24 protein-coding genes are annotated in these 23,822 nt (G+C 66.2%); 19 read left to right on the top strand and 5 right to left on the bottom strand.

Annotated elements, in window-relative coordinates:
• Positions 1-61: 61 nt before the first annotated feature.
• The 3 genes from LJY18_RS05640 to LJY18_RS05630 all read right to left on the bottom strand — a co-directional run bounded on the left by LJY18_RS05640 (position 62) and on the right by LJY18_RS05630 (position 3,792).
• The gene (locus tag LJY18_RS05640) at positions 62-1,096 is read right to left on the bottom strand and encodes a histone deacetylase family protein (RefSeq protein ID WP_238040799.1); all 1,035 of its coding nucleotides are present in this window, start codon (positions 1,094-1,096) and stop codon (positions 62-64) included.
• Between the two features lie 123 nt (positions 1,097-1,219).
• A complete protein-coding gene (locus LJY18_RS05635; RefSeq protein WP_238040798.1) occupies positions 1,220-2,212 on the bottom strand; it encodes an AraC family transcriptional regulator in 993 nt (330 codons plus the stop codon).
• A gap of 620 nt (positions 2,213-2,832) precedes the next feature.
• Positions 2,833-3,792, bottom strand: coding sequence for an SGNH/GDSL hydrolase family protein (locus tag LJY18_RS05630; protein ID WP_238040797.1), 960 nt, complete (start codon positions 3,790-3,792; stop codon positions 2,833-2,835).
• A gap of 426 nt (positions 3,793-4,218) precedes the next feature.
• Here LJY18_RS05630 and purE point away from each other — a divergent pair, with 426 nt between their 5' ends.
• From purE to LJY18_RS05610, 4 genes are all read left to right on the top strand, one after another.
• The gene (gene purE / locus LJY18_RS05625; RefSeq protein ID WP_238040796.1) at positions 4,219-4,710 is read left to right on the top strand and encodes a 5-(carboxyamino)imidazole ribonucleotide mutase; all 492 of its coding nucleotides are present in this window, start codon (positions 4,219-4,221) and stop codon (positions 4,708-4,710) included.
• Between the two features lie 98 nt (positions 4,711-4,808).
• Complete coding sequence (locus LJY18_RS05620; RefSeq protein WP_238040795.1) at positions 4,809-5,894, top strand: 5-(carboxyamino)imidazole ribonucleotide synthase; 1,086 nt, start codon at positions 4,809-4,811, stop codon at positions 5,892-5,894.
• 132 nt (positions 5,895-6,026) lie between these two features.
• Complete coding sequence (locus tag LJY18_RS05615; protein ID WP_238040794.1) at positions 6,027-6,272, top strand: GlsB/YeaQ/YmgE family stress response membrane protein; 246 nt, start codon at positions 6,027-6,029, stop codon at positions 6,270-6,272.
• A gap of 202 nt (positions 6,273-6,474) precedes the next feature.
• The gene (locus LJY18_RS05610; RefSeq protein ID WP_238040793.1) at positions 6,475-7,008 is read left to right on the top strand and encodes a DUF3299 domain-containing protein; all 534 of its coding nucleotides are present in this window, start codon (positions 6,475-6,477) and stop codon (positions 7,006-7,008) included.
• A gap of 161 nt (positions 7,009-7,169) precedes the next feature.
• Here the strand turns inward: LJY18_RS05610 and LJY18_RS05605 are convergent, their stop codons facing one another.
• Positions 7,170-7,628 carry a GNAT family N-acetyltransferase gene (locus LJY18_RS05605; protein WP_238040792.1) on the bottom strand — a complete coding sequence of 153 codons (459 nt, stop codon included), beginning with the start codon at positions 7,626-7,628 and terminating at the stop codon, positions 7,170-7,172.
• A gap of 264 nt (positions 7,629-7,892) precedes the next feature.
• Positions 7,893-8,810, bottom strand: a complete 918-nt coding sequence (locus LJY18_RS05600; RefSeq protein ID WP_238040791.1) for a D-hexose-6-phosphate mutarotase — start codon at positions 8,808-8,810, stop codon at positions 7,893-7,895.
• A 138-nt stretch (positions 8,811-8,948) separates the two neighbouring features.
• Between LJY18_RS05600 and LJY18_RS05595 the strand changes: the two genes are divergently transcribed.
• The 15 genes from LJY18_RS05595 (at position 8,949) to gspD (ending at position 23,817) form a co-directional block, all read left to right on the top strand.
• On the top strand, positions 8,949-10,094 hold the full coding sequence (locus LJY18_RS05595; RefSeq protein ID WP_238040790.1) for an efflux RND transporter periplasmic adaptor subunit: 1,146 nt from the start codon (positions 8,949-8,951) through the stop codon (positions 10,092-10,094).
• Positions 10,091-10,786 (top strand): ABC transporter ATP-binding protein, encoded by a 696-nt coding sequence (locus tag LJY18_RS05590; RefSeq protein ID WP_238040789.1) that lies wholly within the window; start codon positions 10,091-10,093, stop codon positions 10,784-10,786. Before LJY18_RS05595 ends, LJY18_RS05590 begins: the two co-directional genes overlap by 4 nt.
• Entirely contained in the window at positions 10,773-11,987 is a 1,215-nt protein-coding gene (locus tag LJY18_RS05585) for an ABC transporter permease (protein WP_238040788.1), read from the top strand. The genes LJY18_RS05590 and LJY18_RS05585 overlap by 14 nt, the downstream gene beginning before the upstream one ends.
• On the top strand, positions 11,987-13,183 hold the full coding sequence (locus LJY18_RS05580; RefSeq protein ID WP_330872719.1) for an ABC transporter permease: 1,197 nt from the start codon (positions 11,987-11,989) through the stop codon (positions 13,181-13,183). Before LJY18_RS05585 ends, LJY18_RS05580 begins: the two co-directional genes overlap by 1 nt.
• 155 nt (positions 13,184-13,338) lie before the next feature.
• Positions 13,339-15,060 carry a type II secretion system ATPase GspE gene (gene gspE, locus LJY18_RS05575; RefSeq protein WP_238040786.1) on the top strand — a complete coding sequence of 574 codons (1,722 nt, stop codon included), beginning with the start codon at positions 13,339-13,341 and terminating at the stop codon, positions 15,058-15,060.
• Positions 15,061-16,281, top strand: coding sequence for a type II secretion system F family protein (locus LJY18_RS05570; RefSeq protein WP_238040785.1), 1,221 nt, complete (start codon positions 15,061-15,063; stop codon positions 16,279-16,281).
• A gap of 14 nt (positions 16,282-16,295) precedes the next feature.
• Positions 16,296-16,754, top strand: coding sequence for a type II secretion system major pseudopilin GspG (gspG, locus tag LJY18_RS05565; protein WP_238040784.1), 459 nt, complete (start codon positions 16,296-16,298; stop codon positions 16,752-16,754).
• Positions 16,735-17,265, top strand: coding sequence for a GspH/FimT family pseudopilin (locus tag LJY18_RS05560; RefSeq protein WP_238040783.1), 531 nt, complete (start codon positions 16,735-16,737; stop codon positions 17,263-17,265). The genes gspG and LJY18_RS05560 overlap by 20 nt, the downstream gene beginning before the upstream one ends.
• Positions 17,249-17,650, top strand: coding sequence for a type IV pilus modification PilV family protein (locus LJY18_RS05555; RefSeq protein ID WP_238040782.1), 402 nt, complete (start codon positions 17,249-17,251; stop codon positions 17,648-17,650). The genes LJY18_RS05560 and LJY18_RS05555 overlap by 17 nt, the downstream gene beginning before the upstream one ends.
• Positions 17,647-18,312, top strand: a complete 666-nt coding sequence (locus LJY18_RS05550) for a prepilin-type N-terminal cleavage/methylation domain-containing protein (protein ID WP_238040781.1) — start codon at positions 17,647-17,649, stop codon at positions 18,310-18,312. Before LJY18_RS05555 ends, LJY18_RS05550 begins: the two co-directional genes overlap by 4 nt.
• Positions 18,290-19,192, top strand: a complete 903-nt coding sequence (locus LJY18_RS05545) for a general secretion pathway protein GspK (protein ID WP_238040780.1) — start codon at positions 18,290-18,292, stop codon at positions 19,190-19,192. Before LJY18_RS05550 ends, LJY18_RS05545 begins: the two co-directional genes overlap by 23 nt.
• A gap of 43 nt (positions 19,193-19,235) precedes the next feature.
• Positions 19,236-20,342 (top strand): PilN domain-containing protein, encoded by a 1,107-nt coding sequence (locus LJY18_RS05540; RefSeq protein ID WP_238040779.1) that lies wholly within the window; start codon positions 19,236-19,238, stop codon positions 20,340-20,342.
• Entirely contained in the window at positions 20,339-20,932 is a 594-nt protein-coding gene (gene gspM, locus LJY18_RS05535; RefSeq protein ID WP_238040778.1) for a type II secretion system protein GspM, read from the top strand. Before LJY18_RS05540 ends, gspM begins: the two co-directional genes overlap by 4 nt.
• Complete coding sequence (locus LJY18_RS05530) at positions 20,929-21,606, top strand: hypothetical protein (protein ID WP_238040777.1); 678 nt, start codon at positions 20,929-20,931, stop codon at positions 21,604-21,606. Before gspM ends, LJY18_RS05530 begins: the two co-directional genes overlap by 4 nt.
• Positions 21,607-21,624: 18 nt before the next feature.
• Positions 21,625-23,817: a type II secretion system secretin GspD gene (gspD, locus tag LJY18_RS05525; protein WP_238040776.1), complete on the top strand. Its 2,193-nt coding sequence runs from the start codon at positions 21,625-21,627 to the stop codon at positions 23,815-23,817.
• Positions 23,818-23,822: the final 5 nt, after the last annotated feature.

The following is a 23,822-nucleotide window of genomic DNA, read 5'->3' as shown; positions in this document are numbered from 1 at the left end:
TGTCCACCGCGCTCGGGCGCGTGGGAGTTGCGCGGGCTGGATGAGAAGAGCGTCATCCAGCCTACGAATTGCTCGCTTCGAAACCTTCCAGCACGTTCACCGCGTTGACGCCGATGGCCTCCACCGCGTAGCCGCCCTCCATCACGAACAGGGTCGGCAGGCCGAGTGCGGCAATGCGCTGGCCCATGCGCAGGTAGTCCGGGCTGTCGAGCTTGAACTGGGAGATCGGGTCGTCCTTGAAGGTATCCACCCCCAGCGACACCACCAGCACCTCGGCGGCGGACTCGGCGATACGTTGGCAGGCCTGCTCCAGCGCCGTGCACCAGGCGGCCCAGTCGCTGCCGGCCGGCAGCGGGTAGTTGAAGTTGCAGCCCTCGCCGGCGCCCGTGCCGCATTCGTCGGCGTAGCCGAGGAAGAACGGGAACTCCGCCGCCGGGTCGCCGTGGATCGAGGTGACCACCACGTCGCCACGCTCGTAGAAGATCGACTGGGTGCCGTTGCCGTGGTGATAGTCGACGTCGAGGATCGCCACCCTGGCCCGGCCCTGGTCGAGGAAGGCCTGGGCGGCGATGGCGGCGTTGTTCAGGTAGCAGTAGCCGCCCATCACATCACCGGCGGCGTGGTGACCCGGCGGCCGGCACAGGGCGAAGGCGCTGTGGGCGCCGGCGGCGATCTCGGCCTGGGCGCTCAGCGCCACCTGGGCGGCGCTGTAGGCGGCTTGCCAGGTGCCGGCGGTGATCGGCGCGCCAGCGTCGAAACTGTAGTAGCCGAGCTGGCCATGCAGGCTGGTCGGCAGTTGCTGGCGCAGGGTGCGCGCAGGCCAGGTGTAGGGCAGCAGGTCGCCCTTGCCGCCCTGGGCCTGCCAGCGCGTCCAGGCGCCCTGGAAGAAGTCCAGATAGGCGGCGCTGTGGACGCGTTCGATCGGCGCGCGACCGAAGTCCCTGGGCGCACGCACCTCGCCGAGCTGGCGATCCTTGACCCGCGCGAGGATGTGGTCGGCGCGTTGCGGCTTCTCGAAGCAAGGCATCAGCTTGCCGTCGATCAGCTCGCAGCTGCCGTGGTGCAGGTGATGATCGTCGCTGTAGTAGGTCAGCATGTGCAGGTGGCTCCCAGGCGTCTTGTTGTGGGAGTCATTGTTCGCCGTGCCGGCTGCTGGGAAAACGCTGGTAATGGCCAATAGGGGATCGAAGTGGCCAAATTTGCCGGCCACAGCGCCTGCTCAGCCGCGAAAATGGCTCGGCGCCACCCCGCTCCAGCGCTGGAAGGCATGGCGGAAGCTGGCGCTCTCGCTGAAGCCCAGTTCCTCGGCGATGCGGCAGATCGGCCAGTCCTCCTGGCCGAGCAGGGCCTTGGCGCGTTCGAAGCGCAGCTCGTCGAGCAGTTCCTGGTAGTGGGTGCCGAGCTCCTGCAGGTGGCGGCGCAGGGTGCGCGGCGAGCAGTGCATCTGCTGGGCCAGCTGCTCCAGCCCCGGCGGCTCGGCCAGGTGACTGGCGAGCTCCTCGCGCACCCGCTGCAGCCAAGCCTGGCGGGTGGTGAATTCGGCATTCTGCCTGCGGCAGCGGTCGAGCATATCCAGGTGGGTGACCGGGTCGGCCAGCGGCAGGCGCCGCTGCAGCCACTCGGCGGGGAAGGCGAAGGCGTTGCGTGCGGCGTCGAACTGCAGCGGGCAGGCGAAGCTCGCGGCATAGCGCTCGACGTAGGCCGGCTGTGGATAACTGAACTGCGCCGCGGCCAGTGGCAGCGGCTGGCCAAGCAAGTCGTCGCAGGTCAGCTTGAGCGAGGCCAGGCACATTTCCACGTTGAACTGTTCCAGCGCCGGCTCGTGGCGGTACTCGGCGGCGCTGACCCAGGCCAGTTCGCCCTCTACCGTCAGGTCCAGCTTGAAGTAGGTGCCGAGCAGGGCCGGATACTGCAACAGCAGCCGCCAGGCGTCACCAAAGGTGGCACTCGACAGCGCGGCGTAACCGAGCAGGCCGTAGGACGACACGTGCAGGCGCCGGCCCAGCTCCAGGCCGAGGTCGGTACGGCGGGTCAGGGCGTTGGCGCACACCTGCAGTTCCTGGGTACGGGTGATGCGCTGCTCGCCACACGCCAGGTCACTGGCCTGGATGCCGCTGCCGGCCAGCAGGGCCTCGGTCGAGTCAGGCTGGTCGGCGAGCAGTTCGAGGATCAGCGAGACCACGTGGAGGGTGGTCAGGTGGGCATGCAACATCGGCGGCATCCGCAGGGTTTGGGCAATGAAACAAGGCAAGAAGCATACCGCGAAGATGGGCGGATTGGATTTGACCGGCGTTATCTGCCGCTCCTGGGAAAAATTCACTGACGTTTCGGGCTGCTGCCGAAACAGGGGATCGGTCTGCAGCTGACACTCGGTTCAGGTTGTCGCCCGGCAGATGCTGAGCCGACTCGATCAGGGGTGATGCGCAGGCGTTGAAGCCGGTGTTCGCAAACCCCGGCGCCGCCAGGGCCGGATGTGCGGTGTGCGGCCTTCTTGGTTACTTGATTTTTGCACCGGACGCCGATGCGGGGCAAAGAAGACGTAGCTCGCCGCAGGGGCGAAACCCGAAAGTGCGGCCAGTGCAGAGCAATGGCAGGGCGCTGACCGGCTAATGGGTGTCCCCTGGTAAGTCGGGGTTATGCGCATTCGCAAAGCCCAATGCTGCAGCGGCCTTGTGGCAGGTCTTTGGACCGCCCCGTTGGGCCAGCCAGGGATGGCCCGCCTGCAAACGCTGGGGCGGCTGGGGCCCGATTACTCACGGGCATGTCGGGTGGAAAACGGCGCGGCCTTTTCCACCCTCACTATGCAGATTCAGGCTGCCTGTCTCGGCGCCGCTACTGGGTCAGGGCGAAGGCCGTGTCCTGGGCGAAGATGGCGTGCACGGCAGTGGTCGGGTGGACGCCGTCCCAGAACAGGAAGTCATCGACGGCCTGGCAGGTGAAGGGCGGTAGCCCGGGGGTGATGCACGCGTTCTCCACCTGGCTGAGGCCGAAGGCCTGCGGATCGGCCACCAGCTCGTTGAACTTCTGATACAGATCGAGCCGGGCGATCTCGATCCCGGGTGCCCCGTCCAAGCCCGCCAGCAGTGCCTCCAGGCCGGCGTTGAACAATTGCGCGAAGAATCCGGCCGCCTGAATGGCACCTGGGCTGATCGCGTCGAGGGTGCGCACGGCAGGTGTCAGGCCGGGGTTGGGGCCGTTGACCACCAGGAAGTGGCGGGCGCCGGCCGCGTACAGGACATTGAGGTTGGCGCCGATGGCGGCCAGCGCATCGGTGACGACGGTGACGCCGCCCGGGCCCGCGACCAGGGCATCGCGGATGTCGTTGCTGCCTATCTCCAGCACGTAGAGCGCATCGGCCGGCGCCATGCCGCCAGCGTCGAAGAGAAAGGTATCGACCTGCAACGACAGGTTGGCGTTGATCCCGTCTTCGCGTGCGCGTGCGCCGCCCACCGCGTAATTGCTCGCACCGTCATTGGCGCCGACGAAGGCCGGGCGCACGCTGGCAGCCAGGCCCAGCGGGCGGGCGAACTGCTCGATCCAGGTGGCGCCATTGCTGAAGTGGTGGCCGCCTCTGGCATAGGGCGCGTCAGGCACCAGCAGCGCGTCGAGGTTGGCGTAGGGTGGGGTCGATTGACGGCGGATCAGGGCGAAGGCGTTGCCGGGGTCGGACAGGCTGGTACCGAACACCACGATGCGGTTGAAGGCCACCTGCGCCGTCGCCCAGTTGGGCGCCAGCAGGGCCAGCGCCAAGAGACCTATCAGCGTCCATCTGTTGGTTGATATCGCTTTCATTTCAGATGCCCTCTATTTCTACGAGGAAAGGTTGGCCCCCTGAACAAGTCGACTACCGGGATAAACAACTGCAAGCAGGTATCAGGTTAGTCGACGGCACTGCCGCACTGGCGGCGTCGGGGGGCCGTTCGTCGATAGGGGCGTCAGCGCTTTGCGCGACGGCTGATGACGGCGAGGCGGTTGCTGGCGCGCGGGCGGCACGCTTTGGCTGCCTCTCGCTACAGAGAGAAAGGCCCCGGCCCCTCGCACCAGCCCCGGCGGACGGACGGTCATGCAGGGGGGGCGCTCTTTGTGTCGTTACGTTATACTGCGCCGCCTTAAAACCCGCCTGCTCGCGGGTTTGACCCGAACATGACAAGCCACGCCCTCTGCGTGGCTTGTTGGTTTTTGACGCGCCGTGAGGCGCCAAATAAAAGAGGCACGACGATGAGCGCACTGGTTGGCGTGATCATGGGCTCCAAGTCCGATTGGTCCACCCTTAGCCACACCGCCGAGATGCTGGACAAGCTGGGCATCCCCTATGAAGTCAAAGTGGTGTCTGCCCACCGCACTCCGGACCTGCTGTTCCAGTATGCCGAGCAAGCTGAAAGCCGGGGTATCCAGGTGATCATCGCCGGTGCCGGTGGCGCTGCTCACCTGCCGGGCATGTGTGCGGCCAAGACCCACCTGCCGGTACTCGGCGTGCCGGTGCAGTCGGCGATGCTCTCGGGCGTCGATTCGCTGCTGTCGATCGTGCAGATGCCGGCCGGCATTCCGGTCGCCACCCTGGCCATCGGCAAGGCCGGTGCGATCAACGCGGCCTTGCTGGCGGCGAGCATCCTCGGTCACCAGCACCCGCAGTTCCACGCGGCGCTGAAACAGTTCCGCCAGGAGCAGACCGACACCGTGCTGGATAATCCGGACCCGCGTCAGGCGTGATGGCCTGCCAGGCATTCCTGGCCGGATCGTGGCATCGCGGGCACCACCCATGGGCTGTGTACCGCGCAGGCGCTTGCGGCATTTGAAGAGGTAGAAGCATGAAAATCGGTGTAATCGGTGGCGGCCAACTCGGCCGTATGCTGGCCCTGGCGGGCACTCCGCTGGGGATGAACTTCGCCTTTCTCGATCCGGCACCGGATGCGTGTGCCCAGGCGCTGGGCGAGCATATCCGCGCCGACTACGGCGATCAGGATCACCTGCGCCAACTGGCCGATGAAGTCGATCTGGTGACCTTCGAGTTCGAGAGCGTACCGGCCGAGACCGTGGCCTTCCTCTCCCAGTTCGTGCCGGTCTACCCCTGCGCCGAGTCCTTGCGCATCGCCCGCGATCGCTGGTTCGAGAAGTCGATGTTCAAGGAGCTGGGCATTCCCACTCCGGAATTCGCCGACATCCACTCGCAGGCCGATCTCGACGCCGCGGCCGCCAGCATCGGCCTGCCGGCCGTGCTCAAGACCCGCACCCTGGGCTACGACGGCAAGGGCCAGAAGGTCCTGCGCCAGCCCGAAGACGTGGCCGGCGCCTTTTCCGAGCTGGGCAGCGTGCCCTGCATCCTCGAGGGCTTCGTGCCCTTCAGCGGCGAAGTCTCGCTGGTCGCCGTGCGCGGCCGCGATGGCGAGACGCGCTTCTACCCGCTGGTGCACAACCGCCACGACAGCGGCATCCTCGCCCTGTCCATTGCCAGCAGCGACCACCCGCTGCAGGGCCTGGCCGAGGACTACGTCGGGCGCGTGCTGAGCCAGCTCAACTACGTCGGCGTGATGGCCTTCGAGTTCTTCGAGGTCGACGGCGGCCTCAAGGCCAACGAGATCGCCCCGCGCGTGCACAACTCCGGGCACTGGACCATCGAAGGCAGCGAGTGCAGCCAGTTCGAGAACCACCTGCGCGCCGTCGCCGGCCTGCCGCTGGGCTCGACCGCCAAGGTCGGCGAGAGCGCCATGCTCAACTTCATCGGCGAAGTACCGCCGGTGGACAAGGTGATCGCCATCGACGACTGCCACCTGCACCACTACGGCAAGGCCTTCAAGGTCGGCCGCAAGGTCGGCCACGCCACCCTGCGTTGCGCCGATCGCGCCACTCTGGACCAGCAGATAGCGGCCGTCGAGGCGCTGATCAACAAGGCCTGAAGTGGTCTCTGGCGCCGGCTGCAGCGGGCGCCAGCGACTTTTCACGGAACCTCCGCGGCTTCCATCAATCCGATAGCCTAATGCCATGGCGTTTCTCCGCCCCGGCACACTTACCTATTTGGAGGACCTGTCATGGGCATTATCGGCACCATCTTCATCGGCCTGATCGTTGGCCTGATTGCACGCTTCCTCAAGCCGGGCGACGACAGCATGGGCTGGATCATGACCATCCTGATCGGCATCGGCGGCGCCATTGCCGCGACCTACGGCGGGCAGGCGCTGGGCATCTACCAGGCGGGCCAGGGGGCGGGTTTCATCGGCGCGGTGATCGGCGCGGTGGTCCTGCTGATACTCTATGGCGCACTCAAGAAGGGTTGAGACTCTCGCCTACTGCGACCGCCCCCTGACGTCCGCTGCTGGCGTTGCGTTACGCGAAAAACAGGGTCATTTAGCTCACTGAACACCCCTGTTTTTCTCTTAACGCGCCTTGCCGCGAACACCAGGAGACGCTCTCGCTACGGCGCTCGATATTTCCACAACCTCTGAGTCCTTCGCGTCCCGATCATCTGCGAGTACAGCCATGCGTCACCTGCTGTTGTCCCTCCTGCTCCTGAGCAGCCTAGCCCGCGCCGAGCTGCCGGAAACCGACTGGCTCGAGCTGATGCCGGAGGAAGACCGCCAGGCCCTCGAAGCCATGCCGGAAATCAGCCACGACAGTCCCGAACAGGACGGCACCTTCTACGATCCCAGTGGCCTCCGTCAGCAGGACAAGCGCCTGCCCGCGGTGATGTACTCGACCAAGACCGTAGCGGCCCTCGACGGCAAACCAATCCGCCTGGGCGGCTACCCCGTGCCCCTGGAAACCGACGCCCAGGGCCGCAGCATCCTGTTCTTCCTGGTCCCCTATCCCGGCGCCTGCATCCACGTCCCGCCACCGCCCCCCAACCAGTTGGTGCTGGTGCGCTACCCGGCGGGTATCGAGTTGGAAGACATCTACGCCCCGCTCTGGGTCAGCGGCACCTTGCAGGTGGAGCCGGTCAGCAACGAGCTGGCGGATGCGGCCTATGCGCTGGATGCCGGGACTGTGAGGCTGGTAGAGGAAGAGGATCTCTGAATCGACCCTGTTTCTGTGGACGTTTCTGAGCGTGCACAATAGGTCGACTGCGGCCGGTCGTGACAGGCCGGAGTCGGCCAAGAGCGGACGCTCAGACCTGTCTATGGAAATGGGGGCGATTCAGGTTTGCTCTCCGCCTTCGGCTTCAAACCTAGGCAAGTTCAAAGATCCCGCAGCATCAACCACTGCTCCTTGCCCCAGGCCTGAAAACACTCCTGCATCTGCCATCCACGCTTGGCGTAGTAGTCGCTGCGATCATGGGTGTGCAGGTACAGCGGTGTGGTGCCGTTGGCCTTTGCTGCCGCGCAGATGCCTTCTATCAGCTGTTCCGCCAGGCCTCGCTTCCTTGCCTGCGGGGCGATAAAGACGCAGGCGAGCCAGGGACCCAGCTCCGGGCGTTCGGGCAAGTCGTTGGCGGCGAGTGCAGCACCGCCAAGTAGCTGGTCATTCTCCAGGGCGATCAGGCATTGCCATTCGCCGTTGCCCTGGCCTTCCGCGAATTCGCGCTGCCAGTCGGCCAATGGCTGCTCGATAAACTCGTATGCGAACTGCTGATGCAGCCACTGCGCCAGGGTGTCGCTATGTTGCATATGGTCGCGCAGCCAAACCAGGCGGGGCATGTGGGGTTCTTCCTTGTTCATTTTTGATCAGTACGCGCTTGTGGCCGGAAGGAGGGAATAGGGTCAAGCGCAACGGTGAAAAGGGGACAGATTTATTTTTATTCCGGAATGACCGCTTCTGGCCGTTTCAGGCCATTCGCAACTGTCAGTTACCGTTCCAATATAGCGGGCCTTTGTTAACAGAAAGACCCGAAACTTTCGCTCCTTTACTTATCCTATGCGCAGCGCCGCTGACGGCAATCAAGCCGTCAGCGGTTAATCGTCTCAGGCCGGCAGCGCTTCGCTCCACAGGCTGACGCTGAGCCGGTGCTGGGCGCCGGGGGCGAGCAGGACGTGATCGTCGAGGACGTTGGCGTGCTCGACGCAGAGCATGCCTTGCCAGGCGTCTTCGGCGAATTGCGAGAGGCGGCGGGCCTTGTCGATCCAAGGGTTCCACAGCACGGCCGAGGCTGAGCCGCTGCTGCGGAGCTGGATGCGCCGCTGCCAGGCGGGGTCGACGATGCTCAGTTGCGCCGGGGTATTCAGGTAGATGCGGTCGGTTTCACCGTGAAAGCTCAGGGTGTCGCTCTGTTGTCGTTCCAGCCAGTTGTCCAGGGTGTCGATGTAGCTGCAGCCCCTGAGTCCCTCGACGCGCACCTGGCGAATATCGCTGACGGCGAAGTAGCTGTGCAGGGCTTGGCTGAAGGCCAAAGGCGTGTCGCCGAGGTTGCGCGTCTCAAGTTCGAGGTGCAGCTGGTCGTCGAGGCGGATGCGCAGCTTCAGTTCGGCGGCGTGCGGCCATTCCGTCTGCGGCTGCTCGACACTGTTGAAGACGAATTCGAGGACCACGCTGTGGTCCTGGCTGTCGATGCCGAGTAGCTGCCAGTCGAGCGCCCGCACCAGGCCGTGGGCCGGCACCAGGCTGCCGCCCTGGTACATCGCCTGCACCTCTTGCGGGTTGCGCCGCAGGTCGCCGAACCAGGGCCAGCACACCGGCACCCCGCCACGCACGCCCTGGCCTTGCGCGAATTCGGCCTGTTTGCTGAGCCAGATCAACGGCTGCTCGCCATCGCGTTGGTAGCTGAGGATCTGCGCGCCCTGTTGCGCGACCAGCAGTTCGGCGTTGGCGGTGCGTACACGCCAGCAGGGCAGTTGGTTCATTTCCACCCGCTCGACCAGCGGGCGTTGTTCGGCTGCGCTCATGGCTGCGTTCCTCTATTGCGTTGAGAGAAAGTGTGAACCGCTGTGCCGGCAAAGGCCAGACCGCGGCATTCGCTGACCTGGCGCATTGTTGCGTGGTTCCCGCTGACCTAGGCTGAACACCAGCGAAGGGAGGGTGCGATGCGCAAGATGTTGATGGCTGTGCTGCTATTGCTCGGCGTGGTGGCGGCGTTCTGGTGGTGGACCCGGCCGCAGCCCTTGCCGGTGCGCCTGATTGCGGTGCAGCGCGGGCCGGTGGAGACCCAGGTGGCCAACACCCGCGCCGGCACGCTCAAGGCCTGCCGACGCACCCAGCTGTCGTTCAACCTGGGCGCCAAGGTCAGCGAGCGTCTGGTCGAGGAAGGCCAACGGGTCGAGTCCGGCCAGGTACTGATGCGTCTGCGTCAGGATGAGCAGCAGGCCCGCGTGCGCGAGGTCGAGGCGCGCCTCGATGGCCAGCGTAACCAGCGCCAGCAGCGCTGCCTGCAGGCCGGCCTGGATCGCCGCGACTATCAGCGTCTGGCTAAGCTGCAGGAGCGTCAGCTGGTGGCCGCGGATCAGGTCGATCGGAGCGCCACCCGCGCGCGCCTGTCCGAACTGGCCTGCAGCGCCGCCGCCACGGCGATTCGCGAGACCGAGGCGAATCTGGCCCTGCAGCGTGCGCTGCTCGATCAGGCCACGCTGCGTGCGCCTTTTGCCGGGATCATCGCCGAGATCAACGGCGAGGTCGGCGAGTTCGTCACGCCCTCGCCGCCGGGAATCCCGACCCCGCCGGCGGTCGATCTGATCGACGACAGTTGTTTGTATGTCGAGGCGCCGATCGACGAGGTGGACGCCTCGCGCGTGGGCCTGGGCATGCCGGTGCGGGTCAGCCTGGATGCCTTTCGCGAGCGCCGTTTCGCCGGCACGGTCAGTCGCATCGCGCCCTTCGTCCGCGATCTGGAAAAACAGGCGCGCACCGTCGATGTCGAGGTGCGCTTCGACGCAGTGCCGGCCGATGTGGCGCTGCTCACCGGCTACAGCGCCGACGTCGAGATTCTCCTCGAGCAGCATGTCGATACCCTGCGCATCCCCACCGAGACCCTGCTGGAGGGCCAGCGGGTGCTGCGCTACGACCCCGCCGCCGGCGTGCTGCGCGAGGTGCAGGTGCGCACCGGGCTGGGCAACTGGCGCTGGACCGAGGTGCTCGATGGCTTGGCCGAGGACCAGCGCATCCTCGCCAGCCTGGAGCAGGAGGGCCTGGCCGACGGGGTGGCGGTGACCCCGCAGGAGCCGGGGCCGCCATGATCCGCCTGCGCGAGGTGACCCGCTGCTTCGTCCTCGGTGATCAGCGGGTCATGGGCCTGGACGCGGTCAACCTAGAGGTGGCGGCCGGCGAGTACCTGGCGGTAATGGGCCCATCCGGCTCGGGCAAGTCGACCCTGCTCAACATTCTCGGCCTGCTCGATGCGCCGGACAGCGGCGAATACTGGCTCAATGGCGAGGCCACCGCGGCACTCGACGAGAACCGCCGGGCCGACCTGCGCAGCCGGCATATCGGCTTCGTGTTCCAGTCCTATCACCTGATCCCGCGCCTCACCGCCCTGGAAAACATCGAGCTGCCGATGGTCCTGGCCGGCCTCGATCCCGGCGAGCGGCGCCGCCGCAGCGCGCGCCTGGTCGAGCGCTTGAACCTTGGCGACCGGGTCCGCCACCGGCCGGCCGAGCTGTCCGGCGGCCAGCGCCAGCGGGTGGCGATCGCCCGCGCCATGGTCATGCAGCCGAGCCTGCTGCTGGCCGACGAGCCCACCGGCAACCTCGACAGCCATTCCGGCGCCGAGGTGGTGGCGCTGCTCGAGGAGCTCAATGGCGAGGGCCTGACTCTGCTGGTGGTGACCCACGACCCCGCCATCGGCGGGCGGGCGCGGCGGCGCCTGAGCATGCTCGACGGGCGGATCATCGACGACCTCCAGCAGGGCCAGGGCGATGCGCGGCGCTGATAGCCTGGGGCTGATGCTCGGCGCCCTGCGTGGGCACCGCTCGCGCAGCCTGATGCTGCTGCTGGCGATCGCCATCGGCGTGGTCGCGGTGAACCTGCTCACCGGCCTGGCCGAGGGCGCCCGGCAGTTCGTCGTCGGCGAGTTTTCCCTGCTTGGCCACAACACCCTGAGCATCCTGCCCGGACGCAAGGAAACCACCGGCGGCATGCCGCCGATCACCGGCCTGGCCACCCGCGACCTGACCCTCGGCGACACCCTGGCCATCGCCCGCCTGCCCGGCGTGCGCCGGGTGGCGCCGCTGCAGGCCGGCCAGGTCGAGGTCAACGTCGGCAACCGCTCGCGCGAGGCCTTCACCCTGGGTACTAGCCACGAATTCTTCGCCATCCGCCAGCTCGGGGTGGCTCAGGGGCAGATCCTCCCGGCCATGGCGCTGGACCAGGCCGAGGCAGTCTGCGTGATCGGCGCGACCCTGCGCCGCGAGCTGTTCGGCAGCCGGCCGGCGCTCGGCGAGTGGTTGCGCGCCGGCGACCGGCGCTTCCGGGTGGTCGGCATCCTCAGCGAGCGCGGCGAATCGCTGGGCATGGACTTCGGCGAGATGCTGATCATCCCGGTGGCCAGCGCCCAGGCGCTGTTCAACCGCGAGGGGCTGTTCCGGGTGTTGGTCGAGGTGCGCGGGCCGCAGTTCCTGGCCAGCGCCAAGCGGCAGATCCTGGAGACCATCGCCGCTCGCCACGAGGGCAAGGAGGACGTCACCCTGATCAGCCAGGACAGCCTGCTCGCCGCCTTTGAAGGCATCCTCGACGCGCTCGGCCTGGCCCTGGCCGGAATCGCCGCGATTAGCCTGCTGGTGGCCGGCATCCTGATCATGAACGTGACCTGGATCGCGGTGAACCAGCGCACCGCCGAGATCGGCCTGCTCAAGGCCCTGGGTGCGCGTCCGGGGCAGGTGCGCCTGCTGTTCGTCGGCGAGGCCGCGCTGCTGGCCCTGGCCGGTGGCCTGGCCGGGCTGGTGCTGAGCGAGCTGCTGCTCTGGTTCGGCCGCCAGCTGTGGGATATCCCGCTGCAGACCCCGGGCTGGGCGCGCGCCGGCTCGTTGCTACTGGCCCTGCTGGCGGCGCTGCTGTTCGCCTGGCTGCCGGCCAACCAGGCCGCGCGCCTGGAACCGTTGGAGGCGCTGCGGCCGCCGGGAGCGCGGACATGATGCGCTGGGAAGACGGCTTCCGGCTGACCGCCTCGGCATTGATCAGCCGCCCGTTGCGCAGCCTGCTGACCCTGCTCGGGGTGGCCATCGGCATCGCCGCGGTGGCCCTGCTCACGGCAATCGGCGAGGGCCTGCGGTTGTATGTGCTGGACAACTTCTCGCAGTTCGGCACGCGCATCATTGCGGTCAACCCGGGCAAGACCCTGACCAGCGGCATGGGTGGCATCCTCAGCAGCGTGCGCCCGCTGACCCTTGCCGATTCGGACGCCCTGCGCCATCTGGCGCATGTCGAGGCGGTGGTGCCGATCATCCAGGGCAGCGGCGATATCCAGTTCGGCGCCATGAGCCGGCGCAGCGACATCATCGGTGGTGGTCATCAACTGGCCGAGGCCTGGCGCTTCCGTCTGGCCCTTGGCCAGTTCCTGCCCGAGGCGCGCGATGGCCGTTCGCCGCCCTACGCGGTGCTCGGCCACAAGCTGCAGCGCGAGCTGTTTGGCGAAGCCAATCCGCTGGGCGAGCGCATTCGCGTCGGTGGCGTGCGTTTCCGGGTGATCGGGGTGATGGAGGAGAAGGGCCAGCTGCTCGGCTACGACCTCGACGACATCGCCTACATCCCGGTGGACTGGGCACAGAGCCTGTTCAACCGCGAGGGGCTGATGGAGATCGACCTGGTGTTCAATGCCGGAACCAGCTCTGCGCAGCTCGCCGAGCGGGTGCGCCGGCTGTTGCTCGAACGCCACGGCGAAGAGGATTTCACCCTGACCACCCAGGACGACATGCTCGCCAGCCTCGACCGCATCCTCGGCACCCTGACCATCGCCATCGGCGCCCTCGGCGGCATCTCGCTGCTGGTCGGGGCGGTGGGCATTCTCACCATCATGACCACCACGGTGGCCGAGCGCACCGCCGAGATCGGCCTGTTGCGCGCCATCGGCGCCAGCGACCGGCAGGTGCTCGGGCTGTTCCTGGCCGAGGCCGCGCTGCTGTCGCTGGCCGGCGGCGCACTCGGCCTGCTGCTGATGGGCCTGCTGTTGCTCGGTCTGCACCTGGCCGTACCCGCCTTGCCGCTGAGCCTGGCCCCCGGTTTTCTGCTGCTGGCCCTGCTGCTGTCGGCGGTGATCGGCCTGCTCGCCGGCATCGCCCCGGCACGCCGTGCGGCGCGTCTGCATCCGGTGGATGCATTACGCAGCGAATAGCCTCGCCGTCGATCTGGCTTGCGCAGTGGCAATCCGACGTCGCAGAAGCCAGCGTCTATAGTGAAGCGTGTCGCAAAATCGAATTGGATCATGCTGGGCGTTGAGCGATCACGAAGGATTCGTGTGCAGTAGGTCGGGCCCGAGGTTGGAACACTATGCTTGCCGCACAAGGTGATGTATCGCCTGACGAACCGCTTGATATCGGCCAGGCGCTGGTCAAGGCCGGTCGCCTGGATGAAGCCGACTACAACCGGGTGCTGCGCATGCAGGCCGGGCAGGCCGAGAGCACCCCACTGGCGACCCTGCTCAATCGCCTGGGCCTGGTTTCCGAGCAGGATATCGCCCAGCAGTTGTCACTGTTGCTCGGCCTGCCGCGGGTTGCCGCCAGCGATTTTCCGACCGCGCCGCTGCTGGCCGAGCGGCTGTCCTATCGCTTCCTCAAGGAGTGCCGGGCGCTGCCGCTGGAGTTCGACGATGGCGAGCTGCTGGTGGCTATGGCCGACCCGCAGGACCAATTCGTGCTGGAGGCGCTGACCCTGGCGGCCGGCTGCCAGATTGCCCCGCGGGTAGCGCTGAGCTCGGAGATCGATGCGGCCATCGAGCGCATGCATGGTCAGGGCCAGAGCCAGATGGGCGACATCCTCTCGCGGGTCGAGGCCAGCGAGCAGGAATCGGTCGAGGACGTCGAACAGCTGCGCGACCGCGCCAGCGAGGCGCCGGTGATCCGCCTGGTCAACCTGATCATTCAGCGCGCGGTGGAGCTGCGCGCCTCGGACATCCACGTCGAGCCGTTCGAGAGCCGGCTCAAGGTGCGCTACCGGGTCGACGGTGTATTGCAGGAAACCGAGGCGCCGCCGGTGCAGCTGTCGCCGGCGGTGATCTCGCGGATCAAGCTGATGGCGCGGCTGAACATCGCCGAGCGGCGCCTGCCGCAGGACGGCCGGATCGAGATGCGCGTGCAGGGCAACGACCTCGACATCCGCGTCTCCACGGCGCCGACCATGCACGGCGAGAGCGTGGTGCTGCGCCTGCTCAACCGCGAGAGCGTGGTCCTCGATTTCGCCGCCCTGGGCTTCAGCGAGCAGCCGTTGCAACGCCTGCAGAGCGTGCTGAAGATCCCCCACGGCGTGCTGCTGGTCACCGGCCCCACCGGCAGCGGCAAGACCACCACCCTGTACACCGCGCTGAACACCCTGAATACCAGCGAGAGCAAGCTGATCACCGTCGAGGACCCGGTCGAGTACCAGCTCGAGGGGGTCAACCAGATCCAGGTCAAGCCGGCCATCGGCCTGACATTCGCCAACGCCCTGCGCTCGATCGTGCGCCAGGACCCGGACGTGATCATGGTCGGCGAGATGCGCGACCTGGAGACCGCGCGCATCTGCATCCAGTCGGCCCTGACCGGCCACCTGGTGCTGTCGACCCTGCACACCAACGATGCGCCGAGCAGCATCACCCGCCTGCTGGAGATGGGCGTCGAGGACTACCTGCTGACCTCGACCCTGAATGCGGTGCTGGCCCAGCGCCTGGTGCGCAAGCTGTGCCTGGAGTGCCGCGAGCCCTACCAGCCGCTGGCGGAGATGCTCCACGAACTGCGCCTCGATCGCCTGGCGGGCGACCGGCCGGTGACCCTCTACCGGTCCAAGGGCTGCAGCGCCTGCAACGGCACCGGCTATCACGGCAGGATCGCCATCATCGAGGTGCTCACACTCAGTGATCCGATCCGTCGCCTGGTGCTCGAACACGCCGACGCCGGCGCGCTGCGCCAGGTGGCGCGCGAGGAAGGCATGCTGAGCATGTACGACGACGGCTGCCTGAAGGCGCTGGATGGCACCACCAATATCGAAGAAGTGCTGCGCGTTACCCAGGAGGGCTAGATGCCACTGTTTCACTACCGCGCGGTAAGCGACAACGGCGAGGTCCAGCAGGGCCAACTGGAGGTGGCCGACGAGCAGGCAGTGCTCGAGCAGTTGCGCACGCGCGGGCTGATCCCGATCGAAATCGGCCCCCAGCGTGGCTGGCAGGCCTGGTTGCAGCTCGACCTCAGCAGCCTGCTGGGCGCGTCGCGGAGCAAGAAGCTGGTGATCCTGTTCACCCAGCACCTGGCCTCGCTGCTGCAGTCGGGGGTGCCGCTGGATCGCTCGCTGGAGATCATGCTGCGGGTCAGTGTCGATGCGCCCATGCAGCAGTTGATCAGCCCGATCCAGGAAGGCGTGCGCCGTGGCGTCAGCCTGTCGCGGATTCTTTCCGAGCGTCCGGAGCTGTTTTCCGGCTTCTACATCAGCATGGTGCAGGCCTCGGAAGTGGCCGGCGACCTGGCCGAGGGGCTGAACAACCTGGCCTATTACCTGGAGCGCAGCAAGTCGTTGCGCGATCGCCTGGTGTCGGCGCTGATCTACCCGGTGATCCTGTTGGGCGTGTCGGTGACCTCGCTGCTGGTGATCCTCACCTACGTGATTCCGCAGTTCCGCCAGCTGTTCGACGACATGGGCGCGGCGCTGCCGTTGTCGACCCAGATCGTCATCAGCGTGGCCGAAGTGCTGCGTGGCTCAGCGGTCTGGCTGTTGCTGCTGGTGCTGGCGGCAGTCTGGGGCTGGCGCCAGTTGCTCAAGCAGCCGGGCTATCGCCTGCAGTGGGATCGCCTGATGCTGCGCCTGCCGCTGTTCGGGTCCTTGCGCCAGCGCATCGAAACCGCCCGTTTTGCCCGTAGCCTGGGCACCCTGCTGACCGGTGGGGTGGCGCTGCTGCAGGCGCTGAACATCGCCCGCCAGACCCTGAGCAACCAGTTGCTGGTGGAGCAGGTCGGTATCGCCGCCGAGAGTCTGAAGCAGGGTCGGCAACTGGCCGCGCCGTTGCTGGCTTCCGGAGTGTTTCCGGTGCTGGCCCTGCAGATGATCCAGGTGGGTGAAGAAACAGGCCGTCTCGACGAAATGCTGCTGAAAGTGGCGGATACCTATGATCGCGAGGTCGAGGTTGCCATCCAGCGCATGCTGGCGATCCTGGAGCCGATGCTGATCGTCGGTCTCGGCGTGCTGATCGCCGGCATCATCCTCTCGGTGCTGGTAGCCATCATGAGTATTACCGAAATACCGATTTAACCAGGGAGAAACGCATGCACAGTCGAAGCAGATCCACATTGTCTTTCTTCATCCATACAGAACGGCGCAGTGCCGGTTTTACCCTGCTGGAAATCCTCGTGGTGCTGGTGATCCTCGGTTTGATGGCCAGCCTGGTAGGCCCGCAGGTATTCAAGCAATTGAGCGGGTCGAAAACCAAAGCGGCCGCCTTGCAGATTCAGGAGCTGAGTTCGGCCCTGGACCTCTATCGCCTGGAGCTGGGGCGCTATCCGAGCAGCGACCAGGGGCTCGAGGCGTTGATCACCAAGCCGAACAACGTCGACGGCTGGAATGGCCCCTACCTGAAGAAAAACGTGATCCGCAAGGACCCCTGGGGCAACGAGTTCCATTACAGCGCACCCGGCCAGCACGGCGACTTCGACCTCTGGAGCCTGGGCGCCGACAACCGCGAGGGGGGCGAAGGAGAGGACCGCGATGTGCGCAGCTGGGAGTAGCCGAGCCGGCGGCTTCACCCTACTGGAGCTGCTGGTGGTGCTGGTGATCGCCAGCCTGGCGATCAGCCTGGTCGGGCCAGCGTTCCAGCGTATTCTGCCGGGCCTCAGCCTGGAGGCCGAGAGCCGCCAGTTGGTCGCGCTGCTGCGGCATGCGCGGAGCCAGGCGATCCTCACCGGGACGCGGGTGGCGATCAGTCAGGACGTCGACAGTGGCGGTCTGTTGCTCAGCGATCGGGAACAGCCCTACATCCTGCCGGAACAGTTCAGCCTGACGCTGGTTGGCGGGCCGGGCCAGGGTGACACGATGACGGGCGCCGCGCAGATCCTGTTCTACCCGCGTGGCGATTCCTCCGGCGGTAGTCTCAGCCTGTCGCTGGAGCAAGGCCGTAGCGAAGACATCAGCGTCGACTGGCTGAGTGGGCGGGTGCAGCGCGGCTCTCCGGATGAAGCCGCGGGTCGGCCGCGCCAGAGCGTGCGGCAGCAGGAGGGCGAGGGTGAGGCGGATCAATAGCGAGCGCGGCTTCACCCTGCTTGAGGTGTTGGTGGCCTTCCTGGTCCTCAGCCTGAGCATGAGCGTGCTGATGCGCATCGTCTCGCAATCGCTGAACTCGCTGGCTGTCGCCGAGCGTCATCAGGAGGCCCTGCAACTGGCCGAGTCGCAGCTGGCGGATGTACTTGTCCGTCTCGACAGTGGCAGCCGCGGCCAGCATCAGGGCAAGCTGGATCGCGGCTATCGCTGGCAGAGCGAGATCGAGCCCTACCAGTTCGACAATCAGGAAGCCGGCGCGCGCTACAGCATCACGCCCTGGCTGATCCGGGTCTCGGTCAGTTGGGGCCGAGGCTCCAGCGAGCAGGTCAGCCTGAGCACCATCCGCTTGCTGCAGGAGACGCCATGAAGCCGGCAAGCCGCGGGTTCACCCTGGTCGAACTGCTGGTGGCACTGACCCTGGCCAGTCTGGTGGCAATGCTCGCCTACGGCGGCCTGCATGTGGCGCTGCGCAGTTGGCATGCGGCCGAATTGCGCCAGCAGCAGATGGAACTGCGCTACCTGACCCAGTCCCTGCTGCGCCGGCTTCTGGAAAGTCCCCAGGCCGTCTCGCTGCGCGATGACCAAGGGCTGCAGCAGATGGCCTTATACGGCGACGAGCAACAGCTTATTTTCACGGCTCGGCTACCCGCCCTGGACGACAGCGAGCAGCTCTACTGGGTGCAACTGGTGCAGGAAAAGCAGCTCATCGAGCAGGATCTGAGCTGGCAATTGCAGATGCGCTACATGCCGTACCTGGAGAGCGAGGAACTCAACTGGTCGCTGTTGGCCGACACCCTGGCCAGTACCGGCGAGTATGAGGTGCTGGTGGCGGCTATGCCCCAGGCCTGGCGCTTCGGCTACCTGGAACGCCACCCCGATGGGGCGCTGGAGTGGCAGAGCCAATGGCAGCGCCAGCCTAACATGCCAGTACTGCTGCGCCTGACCCCACCGCCGCGTCAGCGTCGTGATGCCGCGGAGCTTTTGGTGGCACCGAGGAATATGGCCTATGCCATCGTCAAGAGTCGCTGATCCAGGCCGGCGCGTGACCGGTGTGGCGCTGGTCGGCGTGCTCTGGCTGCTGGTGCTGCTGTCGCTGATTGCCCTCAACCTGTCGGCCGGTAGCCGTACCGAGCTGCGCCTGGCCAGCAATGCGCGCCAGGCGGCGAGTGCCCGGCATGTTGCCGAGGCCGGGGTCAATTGGGGCGTGTGGAGCCTGCTGCAGGCCAACACGTCTGGCTGGCTGGCCGATGGCGGCACGCGCAGCATGGAGCTGGACGGCATCAGTGTCGACGTGGCGCTGTTCGACGAGCAGGGCAAGATCGACCTGAACGAGGCCGACCCGCAACTGCTGGTGGGCTTGTTCGAGTCGGTGGGGCTGGACGAGAAGGCCGCGCTGGCCCAGGTCGATGCGATCCTCGACTGGCGCGACGAGGATGACCTGCTGCATCCGGACGGTGCCGAAGAGGAGCAGTACCTGGCTGTGGGCCTGCGAGCGCCGGCCAATCGACCCTTCGAGCGGTTGGAGGAATTGCGCCGCGTGCTGGGCATCGACGAGGCGCTCTACCAGCAAGTGCTGCCGGCCCTGACCCTGTATTCGAACAAGGCCGAGGTCAATCCGCTGGTGGCGCCGCGCGAGGTATTGCTGGCGTTGCCGGGGATCAGCGCGGACAGCATCGATCGCTTTATCGAGGAGCGCCGCCGCAACTACGAAAGTGGTCAGCGGCCGCCACTGCTGGTGGGAGTGGATCCGAGTTTGTTGGCACCCAATGCGCCAGGGGTCAACTACTCTATCGTTACCGATACATCTTTGGAAACGGGTGTAAAGGTTCGGCAACAGGTACTGGTTCACCTGCGTGGCCTCGGCCGTAGACAAGGTGTGGAAGTTCTCCAAGACAGCATCCAGCAGTAATGGCGTGTTGAAATTGCAACGTCCTTGAGCAAAGGGCCAACCAATGAACAATGCTTTACAGGTAGCGACGGATTCCGTGATTGCCATGGCCCAGCGCTTTTGGCAATGGTGGAGCGGCGAGCTGCTCGGTCTGATCCCGGCGCAGTGGCGGGAACGCCTGCGGCGGCGCGGTAATCTGTTGTTTGTCATCCTGCACCAGGATCAGTGCAGCCTCGCTTTCGGCAGTTTCAGTCAGCGCGAGACCCTTGTCAGCATGCCCCTGGGGGCGGAGGGCGAATGGCCGCCCACGCTGGTTGAAGCGCTGCTCGCCCGCGAGGCCAAGGCCTCTCAGGTGGTCGTGTTGCTTCCCGAGCAGAAGGTGCTGCGCAAGATGCTGAGCCTGCCGGCCGCCACCGAGGCAGGGCTGGGCAACGTGCTGCGCTTCGAGATGGATCGCCACACGCCCTTCACCGCTGAGCAGGTCTATTTCGGTTATCGCATCCTCGAGCGCGATCGCCGCCATCAGCGCCTGCAGGTTGAACTGCTGGTGGTGCCGCGCGAGTACCTGGACCAACTGCTCAGACGCCTGGAGGCTTTGGCCGTCCACCCCGCGCTGGTCACCCGGGCTGAAGACGATGCCCGCCGCCACGCTCAGCCGATCAACCTGTTACCCGGCGGGCTGCTGCGCAAGCGCGGCGGCTGGCGCGGTAATCGCCGTTTGCAGATTGCCGCGCTAGTGGGGCTGGTCGCACTGGCCGCGCTGCCACTCTGGCAACAACAACAGCGTGCCGAACGTCTGGCCAACGAACTGGGTGCGCCCAAGGCGGCCGCCGAACGTGCGGCGGCGGTGCGCGATGAGCTGAAGCGCCTGGAGGCCGGGCGCGCTTATCTGTCCGAGCAGCAGGCCCAGGCTGCCGACGTGCTGAATATTCTCAACGAACTGACCCGGCTCCTGCCGGACAGCACCTGGCTCAGCCGCTTTGAACTGACCGGCGAACGGGTGCGCCTGGAGGGTGAGTCGGCCGAGGCCTCGGCACTGATTGGCCTGTTCGAACAATCCAAGACCCTGCAGAACGTCACTTACGCCTCACCAATTACCAGCAATCCACGCACTCAGAAGGATCGCTTCAGCTTGATCGCCGAGCGTCGGTCCCTGCAGGAGGCGCCATGATTCCCTTGCGCTTGCGTCAGTTGCTGGCCGTCTTGATCCTGCTGACCCTGGTCAGTCTGCTGCTGTGGTTGGTGATCGGCCCGCTGCTCAGCCGTTTCCAGTCCGACGAGGAGGTCATTGCCGATCTGCAGCAACGCCTGGAGGTCTATCAGCGCCTGGTTGCCGAGTTGCCAGCCCAGGAGGCGCGCCTGGCAGAACTCAAGCAAGACGATCCGATGCTGCGCCTGGTGTTCGCCGAGTCACGCCCAGCCCTGGCCAGCGCCGAACTGCAACAGCAGATCGGTCAGTTGATCGGTCAGGCTGGGGCGCAGGTGGTCAGCACCCAGATTCTCAGCCGCGAGGATGTCGAGGCGCCCGTGCCGGCGGTGGGCCTCAAGGTGCACCTGCGCGGCGAAACCGAACAACTGGTGCGTCTGCTCTATGAATTGGCCAACCACGAGCCGCTGCTGCTGGTGGAAAATATCGTGGTGTTGAGCAACCCGCGGGTCGACATGCGGCGCCTGCGTCGAGCGGCGGATCTCAAGGCTGTGCCGTCGCTGGATGTGACCTTCGATCTCAAGGGCTTCATTGCCCAGGAGGCGACGCCATGAAAGCGCTGCTGAACCTGCTGCGTGCCCACTGGCGGCCGGTCGTGCTGGTGTTGATCGTGTTGCTGCTCCTGCCGGCCGTGGTTGCCGCCCTCAAGGCCGCCGAGGAAGAGCCGGAAACGCCTGTCGCTACCGAGCCAGAGCCAGAGCCAGAGCCCGAGACCACTTCCGCTCCCGCCATGGCAGAGGCGGACGAACCAGCAGGCGTTACCCCGCCCTTTAGCGAGTACCAGGAGATGATCGAGCGGCCACTGTTCAGCAGTACCCGACTGCCGCCGGCGCTCAAGGATGAGCCGCAGGAGAACCTGGATGCCGAGCAGTTGCGCGAGGCCTGGCGGCTGAGCGGCATCGCGCTGGAGCAGGGGCGCCAGTTGGCCAGTTTCAGCGAGCGCGAGGGCGACCAGCGTCTGCTGTTGGAGCTGGGTATGGCGCTCGCAGATGAATGGCGCCTGGAACAGATTGGCAGCGACTACGTGCTGCTCAGCAATGGCGACAGTGAAGTGCGCATGCCGCTGCGTGAACCGGTCGCCACTGCACCACCGGCTGAGCCCGGTGCCGCGCCTGTGCCCCAGGCACCCCGGCCGGGCACACCGGCTGTTCCCAGCGTGCCGGCGACGTCGACGGACAACACAACCCCCCCTGCGGACACGCCGGCCCCCGCCGCGCCGGCTCAGTAGGGGTACAGGAGAATCTCGATGAATATGTTCAGGATCGTGGCCCGTCCCCTTCAGTTCGGCAGCTATTTGCTGCTGGCAGCCTGTGCGGCGATTCCGGGCGGCGACCGGGCCACCTTCGACAACCCATGGGGGCACAAGACCGAACAGGCCGAGGCGCCAGCGCCGAGCGGCGTGCGTCAGCCGCGCCCGGAGGGGCAGCCGCTGCGCAGCGACTCGGTTGGCCTGTCCGAGGTCGTCGCCACTGGCCCGCGCGTGGAAATTTATCGAGGCTCGGGCAGCATGGTCAATCTCGGCGCGGCGACCCGCGTGCCGGTGGACGAGGAAGGGGAGATCACCCTGAATTTCCAGCAGATGGAGATTGCCGAGGTGGTCAAGATCATCCTCGGCGAGATCCTCGGCAAGAACTATGTGCTGGACAAGAACGTCAGCGGCACGGTCAGCCTGCAGACCAGTCGGCCACTGACCCGCGAGGCCTTGCTGCCAACCCTGGAGGCGCTGTTGCAGGTCAATGGCGCGGTGCTGGTGAAATCGCGGAATTTCTATGAGGTGGTGCCTATCGACGCCGCCCCGTCGGGCGCGCTGGTGCCTCGGCTGAACCCGGATGAGCTGCGCGGGTACCAGTTGCTGGTCATTCCTCTGCGCTACATTTCCGCGGCCGAACTGCAGAAGATTCTCGAGCCGCTCAAGCCGGTCAAAGGCCTGATGCGTGTCGATGAGACGCGCAACCTGTTGCTGGTTGCCGGCACGGCGGAGGAGCTGAACAATATCCGCGAGACCGTGCGCGTGTTCGATGTCGATCAATTACGCGGCATGTCAGTCGGCCTGTTCCGTCTGCAGCAGGTGGAAGCGCCGGTGGTACTCAAGGAGTTGGAAGCGATCTTCGGCGACTCGGCCGGCGGTCCGCTCGCCGGCATGGTGCGCTTCCTGCCAATCGAGCGGCTCAATGCGCTGCTGGTGATCACGCCCCAGGCCAAGTACCTGGATGACGCCCGCGCCTGGGTCGAACGCCTGGACCGGACCGAGGGCGGCCAGGGGCCGAACATGCACATCTACCATGTGCAGAATGGCAAGGCCGAGCACATGGCGGAAATCCTCACTCAGCTGTTCGAAGGGCGAGGTGCCACGGATGGCGAGCAAGAGCAGCGCGTGCCTCGGCAGTCGGCCCCGACGAGTGCCCCGGCGGCGGATGGCGAGGCCCCGGCCCCGGCCGCTGCGGTGCGCGCGCCGCAGGCGCTCGCCTTGGCTGGTGACGGCTCGAGCCTGGATGTCGGCCAGGTCAGCATCATTGCCGACGAGGAGAACAACGCGCTGCTGGTGATGGCCACGCCGAGTGACTACGACAAGGTCCTCCAGGCGATCCAGAAGCTCGATGTACTGGCCTTGCAGGTGCTGGTGGAGGCCACCATCGTCGAGGTCCAGCTGGAGGACGAACTGCGCTACGGCCTGCAGTGGTTCTTCAAGAGTTCCGCCGACAACAAGAATATCCGCGGCACCCTCGGCCAGTTCCCCATCGTCACCCCGACCGACCTGAGCCCCACCGGCTCGCTGAGCGTGTTCAACGCGGCGGGTACCCGCGTGCTGCTCGACCTGCTGGCATCGGACTCGAAGATCAACGTGGTGTCTTCGCCGACCCTGATGGTGCTGGACAACCACACCGCGACCATTCGTGTCGGCGACCAGGTACCGGTGCGCACCTCGGAAACCACCAACACCAGTGGCGTCATCAACCAACCCGGCGATCCCTCGGCATTGGTCACCAGCACCATTCAGTACCGCGATACCGGGGTATTGCTGGAGGTGAAACCGCGCGTCAACTCCGGCGGCCTGATCGTGCTGGAAATTACCCAGGAGGTGAACGACGTCACCGCCACCGCCACCTCGGGCATCGACTCGCCCACCATCAACCAGCGCCGGATCACCACCAACGTGGCGATCCAGAGCGGTGAGACCCTGGTGCTCGGCGGCCTGATCAAGGAGAACAACGACCGCAGCAACGCCGGCCTGCCCTACCTGCGCCATGTGCCGGTACTCGGCTGGCTGTTTGGCAGTCAGGGCAAGAGCACCAGCCGCACCGAACTGGTGGTGATGATCACCCCGACGGCGGTGACCAGCCTCAACGAGGCCCGTGACGTCACCCAGGAGTACCGCAACAAGCTCAAGGACGTGACCCTGCCCCAGGACGCCTGGCAGGGCCAGGGGCGTCAGCTTTAGACGCT

Origin of the sequence: Pseudomonas sp. MMS21 TM103, assembly GCF_022132145.1 — a bacterium.
Lineage (GTDB): Bacteria > Pseudomonadota > Gammaproteobacteria > Pseudomonadales > Pseudomonadaceae > Aquipseudomonas.
The sequence above is the reverse complement of the archived record's forward strand: the minus strand, read 5'-3'. Positions and strand labels throughout refer to the sequence as shown.